A 14372-nucleotide genomic window follows, 5' to 3' on the forward strand; every position below is an offset into this window, starting at 1 on the left:
AATAATTGGGGCAGATGTTGGTAGTCGGTTGGGAAATTGCGGCAGAGCAATGTTGAAGAGGAGGTAAGTAGAAGCCGACGTTCTTAAGCGGAAAGCTGGTACAGAGCCCCTTTATTTACACAAAGGGGCAGGAAGGGATTATTGGTACCAGTTTAGTTCGTCACGTAAACTAACAACTGAACCGACGATAATAAGTGTAGGAGGCTGTAATTGCGCCTCTTCTTGCTTAGCCACAATATTACTCAGCGTGCCTGTTAGTACCGCCTGCTTTTCGGTAGTCGCCGATTGAACTAAAGCGATAGGCGTATTGGCATCAAGACCGTGTTCAATGAGCTTTTCGCAGATAATCGGCAAGCCTGTCAAACCCATATAAAACACAGCGGTTTGATTTTTCTGTGCAAGGGCTGGCCAGTTAAGATCGATAGTACCGTTTTTAAGGTGACCTGTTGCAAACACCACAGACTGGGCGTGATCGCGGTGAGTTAGGGGAATACCCGCATAGCTAGATGCCCCGCTTGCTGCGGTAATGCCCGGCACAACCTGAAACTCAATACCGTGCTTAATGAGGGTTTGAATTTCTTCTCCACCACGTCCAAATATGAATGGGTCGCCGCCTTTTAAACGCACCACACGATTGCCTTTTTTAGCTTCATCAACCATTAGTTGGTTAATGTCGTCTTGAGGAAGCGTGTGATTGCTTTTGGCCTTACCCACGTAGATTTTCTCAGCATCACGGCGTACAAGCTCAAGAATTTGCGGCGATACTAAGCGATCATAGACTACCACGTCGGCCTTTTGCATTAAGCGCAAGGCGCGAAAGGTAAGAAGATCGGGGTCGCCAGGACCTGCTCCTACCAAATACACTTGCCCTTCTACTTTTTTGTCCTGAGCCGCGGCTTGCAGTGCTAATTCGAATGCATCATCGGCTTTGTTGTCTTGGCCCTTTTCAACCATTTCAGCAATGTCACCATCGAGCACGTCTTCCCAAAAGTATCGACGAGCGGTAACGCCATTAAGCGTTTGTTTTACTTTTTCGCGGAATTTTTCAGAAAATGCGCCAAGTCGACTTAAGTTAGCAGGCAGTACAGTCTCTAACTTTTGACGTAAATAACGAAGCAAAACAGGCGCTACACCACCACTACTCATAGCAATAACGATAGGAGAGCGGTCAACAATAGAGGGGGTGATGAATTGGCAAAGCGGCGTTTTGTCCACCACGTTCACCAACACTTTGTTAGCGCGCGCTAAGTCGTGAATATGTTGATTAACATCGCCTTTATCTGTGGCAATGAAGACCATATCTTTATGGGTGAGGTCACTATTTTCAAACTCGCGTTCAATAAGTGTCACTTTCTCATTTTGCTCCAATTGCTTCACCGTATCGCAAACCCAAGGCGCCACCACGGTGATGGTCGCAGGTGTCTTCATAATAAGCTCTAGCTTACGGGCTGCTACTTCACCAGCCCCAACAATTAGAACATTGAGTTTTCTGGCGTCTAGGAATAACGGAAAGTAATCCATAAAGGTTTTCTTAGCTTCAAATACAAAAAAAGAACTGACACTATTTTGCGCCAATTCTTTTTAATTAGAAAACAACGAAAACAGCCTTTATATTGCTATTAGTTATATAAAGGCTGAATGTATTGCTATTTAGTTCTTACGCTTACGGTTTTCGCGATCTCCGCGATTAGGGCGGTCTTCACGATTGCCGCGAGGCGCTCTGTCACCACGGTTACCACGATCGCCACGACCTTTAGCCGGCGGTGTATCTGACCATTCGCGAATGTTTAAACGCTGACCAGCAACACGGGTGCCCTGTAGCGTATCGCGCGTTTCCTTAGGCATGCCTTCAGGAAGGTCTACCGTGCTGAAGTTGTCATAAATTTCGATAGCGCCAATGTGCTTCGAATTTATGTTTGCTTCATTAGCAATAGCGCCAACGATATTTCCAGGCTTCGCACCATGTACGTGACCTACTTCAATGCGGAAGCGCTGCATACCTTCTTCAGGCTTGCGGTTTCCACGAGGTACTCTTGGCTTTCTCTCACGACCATCACGGTCACGAGAGTTTCTCTCGCGGCTGTCGCGCTGAGGCTTGCTGTTAATATCTGGACGATCTGATTCTTTAAGAATTAACGGTTCGTCGCCTTGTGCAATTTTAAGCAGTGCCGCCATCAATACTTCAGGGGACGCTTCGTTTTCTTCTTTAATCATCTCAACAATAGGCATTAGTGATTCAATGCTATCGTCTTGGGTTGCTTCGGCAACTGATTGTTTGAAGCGGCTTAAACGTGTTTCATTAATTTCACTAATTGAAGGAATTGGCATTGCTTCAATAGGCTGCTTGGTGGTTTTCTCAATAGAGAACAACAAGCGCTTTTCGCGATGAGAGATAAATAGGATCGCATCACCTTGACGACCAGCACGACCAGTACGGCCGATACGGTGTACGTAAGATTCGCTGTCGTACGGGATATCGTAGTTGATAACGTGGCTTACACGCTCAACGTCAAGACCACGGGCTACAACGTCGGTAGCGACAAGGATATCAATTTTACCCTGTTTAAGTTTTTCAACAGTGCGCTCACGAGCAGCCTGAGGAATATCACCGTTTAGTGGTTCTACGTCGTAACCACGAGCAGAGAGTTTATCTGCTAGTTCAACCGTAGCGGTTTTCGTACGTACGAATATGATCATACCGTCGAACACTTCCACTTCCATGATACGCGTTAGCGCTTCAAGCTTGTGGTGTGGTGCAATTTGGCAATAACGCTGGCGAATGGTGCTAGCTGTACTTACCTTAGACGCAATTTTAACGTGCTTAGGGTCTTTCAAGTATCGCTGAGTAATCTTCTTAATTGGGCCAGGCATAGTTGCCGAGAACAGTGCGGTTTGGCGCTCTTCTGGTGCGTGGCTAAGAATAAGTTCAACGTCATCGATAAAGCCCATACGAAGCATTTCGTCAGCTTCGTCTAGCACTAAGAACTTAAGTTCGCTTAAGTCTAGCGTTTTGCGCTTAATGTGGTCGATGATACGGCCTGGTGTACCTACAACAACCTGAACGCCGCGCTTAAGTTGGCGAATTTGGTTGTCGTACGACTGACCGCCGTATACTGGAAGTACTTTAATTTTTTGACTAAAGCTCGCATAAACCTGAAACGCCTCTGCAACCTGAATAGCTAGTTCACGGGTTGGGGCCAATACCAGTAATTGCGGCTTACGTTCTTCAGGATCGATATTTGCCAACATGGGCAGGGCAAACGCAGCGGTTTTTCCTGTCCCTGTCTGTGCCTGACCGAGTAAATCGTGCCCTTCAAGTAAAAGAGGAATACTCTCAGCTTGAATAGGAGACGGTTTCTCGTAGCCAACTTTTTCAAGGGCTTGTAAGATAGGTTCTGGTAAATTGAGGTCTTTAAATGTCATGTCGACAGTTGTGGTCATTAAGGATCCTGGTGCATTAAGTAAGGAGGGTGCGGCATACGATTAAACCGTACTTTTTCGGTTTATTATCGCAAGACGCTATACAGCGATGAACTGGCCTTTCGGGCGAGTTTATGAAGCGTATTCGTAGCGTATTTCGCGATATGCTTGCCAGCAGTGTTGCAAAAAACCATATTATATTCGAATAATGGCAAGGTTGCCACGAAATTGCACAGTTTAGATGAAATAATAGACAGTACACCATGCGCTATTTTCAATGTGTAGCGATGTGACAATAAAAAGTTGAGGTAGGGCAAGGAATTACAATGACAAAAATGAAACCCAATACATTACTTAAAAGCACAACGTTAGCGGTGATGCTGACCAGCGCGCTTTTATCTGGATGTAGTGAAAAATCAATGGAAAGCCATTTGGCAGATGCAAGGAACTACGCCTCTTCTCAACAAATCGACGCCGCCATTGTTGAATATAAAAATGCCATTCAAAAAGCGCCCGATGCCGCAGCACCGCGCTTCGAACTTGGCAAGCTGTACTTGCAGGAAAGTAATTTTTCAGCTGCTGAAAAAGAGCTCAACAAGGCAATGGAACTTGGGCATCCTGTTAGCCAAGTCATTCCTCTATTGTCGGTCGCTTACCAACAGTCAGGCGCAGAAAATGCGCTGGCCGAAGTAGATTATCGCGCAGAAGGGATGTCAGCAGTTGAATCAGCCGAGGTGGGTTTTTATAAGCTACAGGCTTTAATGCAGCTAGGTAAAAACGAAGAAGCTCAAACGCTACTGGCTGATTTATCAACCCTAGATACGAGCTCAGTCTACAAAGGCCTTATTGACAGTTATGCCTTTGTTTTAGACAACGACATGGATGGAGCGCTAGCCGCCACCGAGAAGCTGCGAGAACAAGCCCCCACCAATAAAGACGTGCTACAACAGCTAGCAAAAATTTATCTTCAAAAAGGTGAGCCGAGTAAAGCTGCCGAAGTCTACGGCGTGTATGTGAGTCAGTATCCTGACGACGTAACCAGCAAATTTGCCTATGCAGCGCTACTGATTGAAATAAGAGAGCTCGACAAAGCAGAACCTATTGTAGATGACTTGTTGACCTTAAATGAAAACCATCCGCTGCTTAATACCTTTAAAGGCATCATTGAGTCGGCCAACGAAAATTATGCTAAGGCCCTCGAACACTTGGAAATTGCCGTTCAAAATGGAAGAAGTGATCAGGTCGTGCGTTTGGTTGCGGGCTTCAGTGCATATCAAATTCAAGACTTTGAAGCGGCACAGCGTCACCTGACAATGGTGGCTTCTAGTCTTCCTGATAATCACCCTGGTCTTCGTATGCTGGCAGACAGCATGCTGCAGCTCGGTGAAAATGATGAAGCGCTTGAAGTATTAGCGAGGGTAGAAGGCGAGCAAGGTATTGATGCCGCACTATTCTCTAAGGCGAGTTATCAGCTTTTAAAAGACGGTAACGTGGTCGGTGCACAGCAAATGGTGGCAAAGTCTGAAGCGGTGAGTACCACAGCAGAAGATTTATCTCGTTTAGGTGTTTTGCAGTTGTCACTAAATGATATTGATGGCTTAGTTAATCTTGAACAAGCCGTAGAGCAGTCGCCAGAGTCTGTGACGTCACAAGCCACATTACTTCGCGCCTACATTGCTACTAGTCAGCTTGAAAAAGCAAAAAGTGCGGCGAAAGAGTGGCATGAAAAGTCACCTGAAACTGCAGCTCCGCTTATTTACCTAGGGAATATTGCGACGGCAGAGGGAGCCTACCAAGAGGCCGCCCAATATCTAGATAAAGCCAGCGAGCTAGAAGGTGCAAAGAATGAGGTGTTTTACTCTCGCGCTAAATTACTGGTAGCTGAAGGTAAAAAAGATAACGCGATTTCCTTTGTTCGCGCCTTTATTGATAAGAACCCCGCCGATGTACAGGCGCTAGCGCTATGGTTTGCCCTCGCAATGGAAAACGGGAACGCACAGGACGTTATCAAGCATACTCAAACACAGTTCAACACCAATAAAACAAATCTGAACTTAAGACTTCTCCTTGCAAGAATGTACTCGTTGAACAGTCAGCTTGATAAAACGGTTTCGCTTTTGTCAGATGTCGAAGGTAATGAAGCGTCGCCACAAGCGTTTTGGAACTTAAAGGGTCAAGCGCTTATCGCCACCAACAATGTAGAAGACGCGACAGCGTTTTTCGATCGTTGGCTATCGTTTTACCCGCAAGATAAAAATGCGGTATTGGGTAAGTTGCTGATTGTCGACTCTCAAAAGCAATTTGATCAGGGGCTGACGTTAACCAATAAGGTGTTGGCTAAACGTCCAGATGCACAGTTAACCTTATTGAAAGCTTACTTTCACAGCCGACTTGGGCAGGCAAAACCTGCATGGGAAATCATTAATAGCACGGCCGATGATGTTAAGGCTCTGCCTTTCGTTAGAGGCGTAATAGCGCGCTTGCATCTTATCGATAAAGCGCCTGAGCAAGCTGTAGAGCATGCCAAAGCCGCCTATGACGCTACGCCTAACTCAGATAACGCTTTGTTGTTGATAGCGGCGCTTGAGATGTCGGGTAAAAAAGCTCAGGCATTTACGTTTCTAGAAAAACACGTTCAGGCGCACAGTAACGACATTCCAAGTGCCATGCTGTTAGCAGAGCGTCAAATCGGCAAAGACAGAGCTGCAGCTATTAAAACCTATGAGCAGGTGCTAACTAAAACACCGGATAACTTTGTTGTCTTAAACAATTTAGCGTATTTGGCGTTTGAAGATAAAAACCTTACTCGAGCCGAAGAACTCGCTAAAAAAGCCGTATCACTGCAACGTGAGAACGCTGACGCAGTAGATACGCTAGCGCAAATTTATGTGGCTAAAGGTGATAAAGCCGCTGCCCTCAAACTGTACGAAGAAGTTTCTGCACGTCCTATTGCGAACGACGATGTGTATTTAAACCACGTGAGTGTGTTGCTTGAACTCGATAAAAAAGCGCTTGCCTCGCGCAAGCTAGCAAGTCGAGAGTTTAAGTCTGAAGCTGCAAAACAAAGGGCTGAGTCGCTTAAGCAGCAGTACGGGCTTTAGGCTCGTATAGCTTACTTATGCCTTAGCTTAAATCTAAACATTCCATTTGCGAGAAACGAAAAAGGCCACGTCAATGTGGCCTTTTTCAATTATGCTATTGGAGCAAAACGCGCCTAGCTGGTTTTGCTTACCGTGCTATGTTCGTTATTAGCAGTAATCTGCGCCTTTAGCTCTCGTAGTTCTTTCATTACATCTTGAAGGGTTGGCTCTACGTTTCCTTGTGCAATTTGCTCTTCGAGTAAAGCGGCTTCTTTTTCTGCTCGTGCTTTTTCGTTTTCTCTTTCCATCACGTTCACCACGATCCCAATCACCATGTTCAAGAACGCGAACGCAGTAAAGAAAATAAAGGTAAGGTAGAAAATCCAGCTTAGCGAGTAAACCTCCTGAGTCTCGTACATTACATCGGTCCAATCTTCGAATGTCATAATTCTAAAGAGCGTTAGCATCGAGATAGTGATATCGCCCCACAGCACGGGATTGATGGTTTCGAATAAAGTACTGCCTACAGCTGCGTAAATGTAGAAAATGATAAACATCAACAGCATGACATATGCTAATTGGGGCAGTGCTTTAACCAAAGAAACTAATAAGATCCTGAGCTCGGGAATGATCGAAATCATACGCAGTACGCGGAACACACGCACCAAACGGGCGATAAGTGCCAGTTCGGTATCGTCTGCCGGAATGAGACTAATAACCACTATCAGTGTGTCAAACCAGTTCCAAAAGCTCTTGAAAAAGTAGCGTTTACGTTTTTCAGCCAAAAATCGTATGGTGATCTCTGTCAGGAAGAATGCACTGATAAACCAATCTAAGAATAACGTGACGGATGACATGCCTGCTGGCAATTCATAGGTTTTGGCACCTACGAGAAGCGCTGAAATAACGATAACGCTAATTACAAAGGCTTCGAACCATTTATTGGCTCGAATGCGCTCAAATTTATTTTGAAGTTCAGAGGCTTGCATTTCTATTTATCACTCAAAGAAAAACCAAATAACCAAAGGGCTTGTGGTAAGCGCGATTGGCGGTATACTAAATAATCAGTAGTGCTGAATAAAGGCACTTATTGCTTACAAATGTAGGGGCACAAAAGGCGTTTTAAAACCTGTGTCGCCACACGTGACCTAAACGTTTATCTAGCCAAATACATAGGCTTAAAAATAAAGGGCATAATCATGGATGATGAATTACAGTTGTTGCAAGAGAAATTGCATATCGTGGCTGAACGCCTATCTAATTTCGCGCCAACAAAACAAAATGCTGAAGCCTTGCGCGCAGAATATCGCCAACTGCTCAGTGCACTAAAAAGATTTACGCCCGCGGCGTAGCATTCCTTTCTCATCACCGTTTGGATAGAGCCTGCTTTTGCTATTAACTAAGTAAAACTAGTAGGCATAAAAAAGGGCAGCATAGGCTACCCTTTCATTCTTTTGACAGCGCTTGGCGCAATCAACTACTTAATGTTAGCCATTGGTTTTGGTTTCTGCTGGCTTAAGACCACGGTTGATCATAGCCACATCTTCACCTGTCAATGTACCTGCCGCTTGCTTAAGCGTAACCACTGACTGAATAAAGTCATAGCGTGCGCCCGCAAGGTTACGACGAGCGTCAAACAAGTTACGGGTGCTGTCCAATACGTCAACAATAGTACGTGTACCTACATCAAAGCCCGCTTCTGTGGCTTTAAGTGCGCTATCTGCAGACACCACTGACTGCTCAAGAGCACGAATAGTAGAGATAGACGCTTTTACGTTATTAAACGAGCTACGAACTGACTGTACCGTTTGACGATACGTCTGCTCTGCGGCTTGGCTGGCCGCTACGTAGTTGTACTTCGCTTGCGACGATTGCGCGCTTACGCTACCGCCTTGATAGATTGGAACATTCAGCGTAATGCCAATTGACTGGTTATCCAAGTACGGCGTTTCATACCCAAACGGTGTGGTAGAGCCGTCGTCATTTAATACTTCAGCATCAACATCATCTTTCGAGCGACCGTAGCTGCCAGACAGTGATAATGTTGGCAAGTGACCAGAGCGCGCAATAGCAATATCTTCTTTTGCAACGTCCATGGCCAAACGGTCAACTAATAGAGCAAGGTTTTGGTCCTGTGCGGTCTCTAGCCAGCTGTCTACCGTTTCTGGTACTGGCATAGTCGCAGAGAAATTCTCTGTATTTAGACCGAAAAGACGATCGTGGTACTTGCCGGTAATAACACGAAGTGCTTCAAGGGCAAACTCAAGCTGGTTTTTCGCTTGGATTTCCTGAGCTACTGTGCTGTCGTAGTTCGCTTGTGCTTCGTGCACGTCAGTAATAGCCGTTAGACCTACCTCGAAGCGCTGACGTGTTTGCTCAAGCTGACGTTCAATGGCGCGTTTTTCAGCACCTACAAATTCTACGTTGTCACGCGCGCGCAATACGTCGAAGTAAGCTGTAACCGTACGCACGATAACGTCTTGCATGCTAGCGGCAAGTTGTGCATCGCTTTGCTCAGCTACTTTCTCTGCGCGGTCTAGACCCAACCAGTTTGCGTGGTCGTATAAAGACATTGAAAGTGATAAACCGTAGTTAAGCGTGTCTACTTCAGTATCTGTTGTGAATACTTGAAGGCCGTTGTCACCAGCCGCTTGTTGGAAGCGTTCTGATTCAGATTGGGTGTAACCCACAGAGCCAGAGATTTGGGGTAGTAGGCTTGCGCGGCTAAGACTGATTCCTTCGAACGCAGCATCACGTTGCGCTTTCGCTTGGTTTACCAATGGATCGTTCGCCAGTGCTTGTTGATATACCTGCATTAGGTCATCGGCTAGCGCACCAGTTGTCATCGAAACACCGATAACTAGCGACAGAAGTGTTCGTTTCATGCTTACGTCTTCCTGTTGTGTTCAAGTTGCGTCGTCGTTTATTCGTTGAGACGACTTATTAAAACCAAGTGTATGAAAATTCAACCACAAACCGAAAGTCCAAACTCGTAACAGTATTCGATTAACTGTAACAGAATATGTGATCTACCCACGCAATTATTATAGTAATAGACGACTTGTAATATGAGTTTTCTGTTATTCGCTCACACGCCGTATCGCATTTTTCATGCGTATACATGGTTGGTGTGTAAATGTACTATGTATGATAAATCTATTTGAACCATAAGTGTCAGCAAATGAGCAAGGAATTCCTTTCATTTACCTCAAATGACGTCGAAATCACCGACATTAAACCAGTGTATCGTGGTTTCTTTACCATGAATCAGTATCAATTTAAGCACAAGTGTTTTAATGGAGAATGGAGCGACACGGTCACGCGAGAAATATTTGAACGCGGTCATGCGGTGGGGGTCTTACCCTACGATCCTGAACTCCAAGAGTTTGTGCTCATTGAGCAAGTTAGAATTGGGGCATTAGCCACATCTTCAAGCCCTTGGTTAATAGAAATTATCGCGGGCATGATCGACAAAGGAGAAACACCGGAGTCTGTATGCCATAGAGAGTCGATGGAAGAGGCAGGTATTACCCTAGATAAATTAACCAAAGCGCTGAGTTATTTATCGAGCCCGGGCGGCACGACCGAAAGATTACACATTTTTATAGCAAAGACTGATGCTAGCCAAGCGCAAGGCATTCACGGCCTAGAAAGCGAGTCTGAAGACATTAAAGTACATCGAATAAAAGAAAATACCGCCCTTGAATGGTTGGAAAATGGCCATATTGACAACGCCGCAGCGGTAATTGCGCTACAATGGTTCTTTATGCACAAAACACAACTTCTGGAGCAGTGGCAGACATCGTGACACAACGCAATCAACGAAAATACGTACCTCATCTTCCTTCAATGCAGGCGCTTTGCGAACTGAACTACTCCCATGTTCTGAGAATTTTGCCTGATTGCGATACGGAAGATTTGAGCTATGAATTTTCGGTCGGTGTCGGCCTGTCTTATGAAATACGTATTGTAGAGTCTGCTCGCTACACCAGTACGTTAAGCATTAAGCAAACCACTAAAGATATGCCCTCATATTTAACGCCCAGCATGACGGTGCGCTTATATCACGATGCGCGTATGGCAGAGGTTATCAATAGTCAAAATACGGGAGCGCTTGAACCGTCGTACGAGTATCCGAATTTAAAAATGCGCCAGCGTAACGAAAAGCACATGGTGAATATCTTTTTAGCTGAATGGCTAAACTTCTGTTTGCAACATTCCTCAAACGTTACTTCTGAAGCGTGATAACACTCATTCAGCTAAGTGATTGCCACTTACTAAAATACAAAGATAAGACGGGATATGCGGGCATCGCGCCCTATGATTCACTAGCACGCGTGCTTTCTGATATCCAAAATTACATTGTTCAAGAAGTTGCCAGCGAGCCCCCGCAGAGAGCAAAGCACCAAGTAGTCGTGCTGGTTACTGGGGATATTAGCGGCGATAATTCCCCTGAGAGCTATCAGCATTTTATTGCATTGATGGAGCAACATATTGAGCCAGCAAATATAAAATGGTTTGTGCTGGCGGGTAATCACGATAATAATCCGTACTTTGAAAAATATCTTGGCAGTCGGGACTTACAAAGCAATGACTCGTTAAGCTTGTGCAATTGGCAAATACACGGCATGGATACCCGCGCTACAAGTAATATGCATACGTCAGCGGGGGAAGTAAAAGAGTGCGATATACAGGCGTTGGAGCAATCGTTAACTATGTCGCCGCTGGTCAATCATCTTATCGCGCTTCATCATCATCTGTTGCCTTCAAATAGCTGGATGGATAAGCACTTTTTAGCTGATGCTCAGCGGTTAGTATCGCTTACAGGTGAATATCCGCAAATAAAAGCCTTCATACACGGACACGTACATTCGCCGTTGCGCCAGCAGATAGGAAAGCACAATACGCCCTCTTACGGAGCCCCGTCTACCTGTTGGCAGTGGGAAATGCGGCCCGAGTTTGGTGTTAGCAATGAAGCGCCGGGGTATCAGGTGATGAATTTAATGGATGACGGCTCGGTGGATGTTTCCGTTGTTAGGGTGAAGCTCAGTTGAGTTTTGCTATAGAGGGTGTAAAAGGAGCGTGTGGCCTTAAAATCCGTTTCATACTTGTTTCGAGTTTAGCGTAGACAAAGAAACAAGAAAGAAAAAGACACAGAACAGATAACACAAAATAGAGAAAAATATGCAGCACATTTTATATCTCCACGGCTTTTTAAGTTCGCCGAAATCCATTAAGGCGCAAGCCACCAAAGCGTATTTTGAGCAGCATCACTCGAACGTTACCTTGCACATTCCTGAGCTGTCTAATTTTCCTAGCAAAGTGGAAGACCAGCTAATTTCACTTATTGAGAACACACCGGCACTGCTTGAAAACGGGCTGAAACTTATTGGCAGTTCAATGGGGGGGTATCTCTCTACGTTTTTGCTTGAAAAGTTTGGTGGCAAAGCCGTGTTAATCAATCCCGCTGTTCGCCCTTACGAGCTATTGCAAGGGTTTATCGGTGCCCACGAAAACCCTTACAGCAAAAAAAAGTTTGAAATAGTAGAAAGCGATATGGGGGTAATCCAAGCATTAGAAGCTGCCTCAATTAAAACGCCAGGCAATTACAAAGTGCTACTTCAGACCGAGGATGAAACACTGGATTACCGCTTAGCGGCTGAAAAGTACGCACAAAGCCATCTGGTTATTGAAGAAGGCGGCGATCACAGCTTTGTAGGTTACGAAAATCACTTGCCTGCTATTGCCGAGTTTTTGCTGAAATAAGCGCATTGCCAGTCTGTACTCGCCCTGCTAACATCAAACCTATGCTGTGCGGCGCTTTGCTTAAGCGCCGCGTACCTCTTTCTTTGTCGCTGGCTTAAATAACAACCATAACTATGTCAAATCAATACAATTCAGATGCTATCGAGGTTTTAAACGGCCTTGACCCCGTAAAACGCCGCCCTGGTATGTATACCGACACTACCCGCCCAAATCACTTGGGTCAGGAAGTCATCGATAACAGTGTGGATGAAGCGCTTGCTGGGCACGCCTCTAACATCAAAGTAATTTTGCATGAAGACCAATCGTTAGAAGTTATCGACGATGGTCGTGGTATGCCGGTAGATATCCACCCTGAAGAAGGGATATCAGGCGTAGAGCTTATTCTATGTAAGCTTCACGCGGGTGGTAAATTTTCAAATAAAAACTATGCCTTCTCTGGTGGTCTTCACGGGGTGGGGATCTCGGTAGTTAACGCGCTTTCAACTCGCGTAGAAGTAACTATTCGACGAGACAGTAACGTATACCAAATTGCCTTTGAAAACGGCGACAAAGTCGAAGACTTACAAGTTATTGATACCTGCGGTAAGCGCAATACAGGAACCCGTGTTCACTTCTGGCCTGACCCGCAATATTTCGATTCGGCTAAATTCTCAGCCAGTCGACTTGTGCACAACTTGCGCGCTAAAGCGGTATTAAGCCCGGGTCTGCGCATTCGTTTCGACAACAAGATCACCAAAGAAAGCCAAGAGTGGTATTACGAAGACGGTCTTAAAGACTACCTCTACCAAGCGGTAGAAGAGTTTGAAACCTTGCCGTCTGACACGCCATTTGTAGGTACATTTAGTGGCAACACAGAAGCAGCCGATTGGGCTGTAATGTGGTTGCCTGAAGGTGGTGATTTAGTAACGGAAAGCTACGTTAACCTTATTCCTACAGCGCAAGGCGGTACACACGTTAACGGGCTGCGCCAAGGCTTACTAGAGTCCATGCGCGAATTTTGCGAATTTAGAAACTTAATGCCTCGTGGCGTTAAGTTATCGCCAGATGACATTTGGGACCGCTGTGCCTATATCCTGTCGACTAAGATGCAGGACCCGCAGTTTGCCGGACAGACTAAAGAACGCCTGTCTTCACGTCAGGCCAGCGCGTTTGTGTCAGGCGTGGTGAAAGACGCATTCAGCCTTTGGTTAAACCAGCATACGGAAATTGCCGAGGCCCTTGCTGAAATGTGTATCAACAATGCACAGCGCCGTCTGCGTCAAACCAAAAAGGTTGCGCGTAAAAAGGTCACTCAAGGGCCTGCACTTCCAGGCAAACTGACCGACTGCTCATCGCAAGATATTTCTTACTCTGAACTGTTTTTAGTAGAGGGTGACTCGGCGGGGGGCTCGGCCAAGCAAGCGCGAGACCGAGAGTTTCAGGCAATTATGCCGCTGCGCGGTAAAATCTTAAATAGCTGGGAAGTCGACTCTTCTCAGGTATTGGCATCACAGGAAATTCACGATATTTCAGTTGCGCTGGGTATCGACCCAGACTCGACGGACCTGTCTGGTTTGCGCTACGGTAAAATATGTATTCTTGCCGATGCTGACTCCGATGGGCTACACATTGCAACGTTGCTATGCGCGCTCTTTGTACGTCATTTCAGAACCTTGGTTGAACAAGGTCATGTGTATGTCGCTATGCCGCCGCTATTTAGAATAGATGTAGGCAAAGAGGTGTATTACGCGCTAGATGAAGGCGAGAAGCAGGGCATTCTTGACCGAATTGAAGCGGAAAAGAAACGCGGTAAAGTCAACGTACAGCGCTTTAAAGGCTTGGGTGAAATGAACCCGCTACAGCTTCGCGAAACAACCATGGACCCGAACACCCGTCGCCTTGTTCAGCTGACCATTGAAGACGCGGAAGAAATGATGGAGTTGATGGACATGCTTCTTGCTAAGAAGCGTTCTGGCGACCGTAAAACATGGCTTGAAAGCAAAGGTAATATGGCCGAAGTGGCGTTGTAGATTGCAGAAACGCGCCGCTTTTGTGCTTATTTATAGAAGCTTGTATCGATAACGCTGTTCAAACAAGCGACCGCTAGACAAGCAACCTTAACGCTAC

Annotated in this window: 11 protein-coding genes; 7 read left to right on the forward strand and 4 right to left on the reverse strand. The window is 45.7% G+C overall.

The features are described from left to right. Nucleotides 1–138: 138 nt before the first annotated feature. A complete protein-coding gene (cysG, locus tag AWH61_RS00305) occupies nucleotides 139–1521 on the reverse strand; it encodes a siroheme synthase CysG (RefSeq protein WP_075175941.1) in 1383 nt (460 codons plus the stop codon). Between the two features lie 129 nt (nucleotides 1522–1650). Continuing rightward, nucleotides 1651–3441, reverse strand: coding sequence for a DEAD/DEAH box helicase (locus AWH61_RS00310; RefSeq protein ID WP_014948201.1), 1791 nt, complete (start codon nucleotides 3439–3441; stop codon nucleotides 1651–1653). Nucleotides 3442–3746: 305 nt separating this feature from the next. Between AWH61_RS00310 and prsT the strand changes: the two genes are divergently transcribed. Then, nucleotides 3747–6521, forward strand: coding sequence for an XrtA/PEP-CTERM system TPR-repeat protein PrsT (gene prsT, locus AWH61_RS00315; protein ID WP_075175942.1), 2775 nt, complete (start codon nucleotides 3747–3749; stop codon nucleotides 6519–6521). A 113-nt stretch (nucleotides 6522–6634) separates the two neighbouring features. Here prsT and AWH61_RS00320 read toward each other — a convergent pair whose 3' ends face one another. After that, nucleotides 6635–7489, reverse strand: a complete 855-nt coding sequence (locus tag AWH61_RS00320) for an ion transporter (protein WP_075175943.1) — start codon at nucleotides 7487–7489, stop codon at nucleotides 6635–6637. A 210-nt stretch (nucleotides 7490–7699) separates the two neighbouring features. On the opposite strand from AWH61_RS00320, the gene AWH61_RS20060 reads away from it, so the two are divergent. Then, nucleotides 7700–7852: a hypothetical protein gene (locus AWH61_RS20060; RefSeq protein ID WP_014978274.1), complete on the forward strand. Its 153-nt coding sequence runs from the start codon at nucleotides 7700–7702 to the stop codon at nucleotides 7850–7852. Between the two features lie 135 nt (nucleotides 7853–7987). Here AWH61_RS20060 and tolC read toward each other — a convergent pair whose 3' ends face one another. Beyond that, entirely contained in the window at nucleotides 7988–9385 is a 1398-nt protein-coding gene (gene tolC / locus AWH61_RS00325; protein ID WP_075175944.1) for an outer membrane channel protein TolC, read from the reverse strand. Nucleotides 9386–9681: 296 nt separating this feature from the next. Here tolC and nudF point away from each other — a divergent pair, with 296 nt between their 5' ends. From nudF to parE, 5 genes are all read left to right on the forward strand, one after another. After that, a complete protein-coding gene (nudF, locus tag AWH61_RS00330) occupies nucleotides 9682–10308 on the forward strand; it encodes an ADP-ribose diphosphatase (protein WP_014948206.1) in 627 nt (208 codons plus the stop codon). Further along, on the forward strand, nucleotides 10305–10745 hold the full coding sequence (locus AWH61_RS00335) for a DUF1249 domain-containing protein (RefSeq protein WP_014975631.1): 441 nt from the start codon (nucleotides 10305–10307) through the stop codon (nucleotides 10743–10745). Before nudF ends, AWH61_RS00335 begins: the two co-directional genes overlap by 4 nt. Next, complete coding sequence (locus AWH61_RS00340) at nucleotides 10742–11554, forward strand: metallophosphoesterase (protein WP_075175945.1); 813 nt, start codon at nucleotides 10742–10744, stop codon at nucleotides 11552–11554. Before AWH61_RS00335 ends, AWH61_RS00340 begins: the two co-directional genes overlap by 4 nt. A gap of 130 nt (nucleotides 11555–11684) precedes the next feature. Further along, nucleotides 11685–12266, forward strand: a complete 582-nt coding sequence (locus AWH61_RS00345; RefSeq protein WP_075175946.1) for a YqiA/YcfP family alpha/beta fold hydrolase — start codon at nucleotides 11685–11687, stop codon at nucleotides 12264–12266. Nucleotides 12267–12379: 113 nt separating this feature from the next. Beyond that, nucleotides 12380–14275 (forward strand): DNA topoisomerase IV subunit B, encoded by a 1896-nt coding sequence (gene parE / locus AWH61_RS00350; protein WP_014975634.1) that lies wholly within the window; start codon nucleotides 12380–12382, stop codon nucleotides 14273–14275. Nucleotides 14276–14372: the final 97 nt, after the last annotated feature.

The sequence above is a fragment of the Alteromonas sp. W12 genome (genome assembly GCF_001924945.1).
GTDB lineage: Bacteria > Pseudomonadota > Gammaproteobacteria > Enterobacterales > Alteromonadaceae > Alteromonas > Alteromonas macleodii.

What these genes read in the sequence shown, in the direction of transcription:
- prsT (WP_075175942.1), top strand. Translation starts at nt 3,747, where the DNA reads ATGACAAAAATGAAACCCAATACATTACTTAAAAGCACAACGTTAGCG.
- AWH61_RS20060 (WP_014978274.1), top strand. Translation starts at nt 7,700, where the DNA reads ATGGATGATGAATTACAGTTGTTGCAAGAGAAATTGCATATCGTGGCT.
- AWH61_RS00345 (WP_075175946.1), top strand. Translation starts at nt 11,685, where the DNA reads ATGCAGCACATTTTATATCTCCACGGCTTTTTAAGTTCGCCGAAATCC.
- parE (WP_014975634.1), top strand. Translation starts at nt 12,380, where the DNA reads ATGTCAAATCAATACAATTCAGATGCTATCGAGGTTTTAAACGGCCTT.
- AWH61_RS00320 (WP_075175943.1), bottom strand. Translation starts at nt 7,489, where the DNA reads ATGCAAGCCTCTGAACTTCAAAATAAATTTGAGCGCATTCGAGCCAAT.
- nudF (WP_014948206.1), top strand. Translation starts at nt 9,682, where the DNA reads ATGAGCAAGGAATTCCTTTCATTTACCTCAAATGACGTCGAAATCACC.
- tolC (WP_075175944.1), bottom strand. Translation starts at nt 9,385, where the DNA reads ATGAAACGAACACTTCTGTCGCTAGTTATCGGTGTTTCGATGACAACT.
- AWH61_RS00310 (WP_014948201.1), bottom strand. Translation starts at nt 3,441, where the DNA reads ATGACCACAACTGTCGACATGACATTTAAAGACCTCAATTTACCAGAA.
- cysG (WP_075175941.1), bottom strand. Translation starts at nt 1,521, where the DNA reads ATGGATTACTTTCCGTTATTCCTAGACGCCAGAAAACTCAATGTTCTA.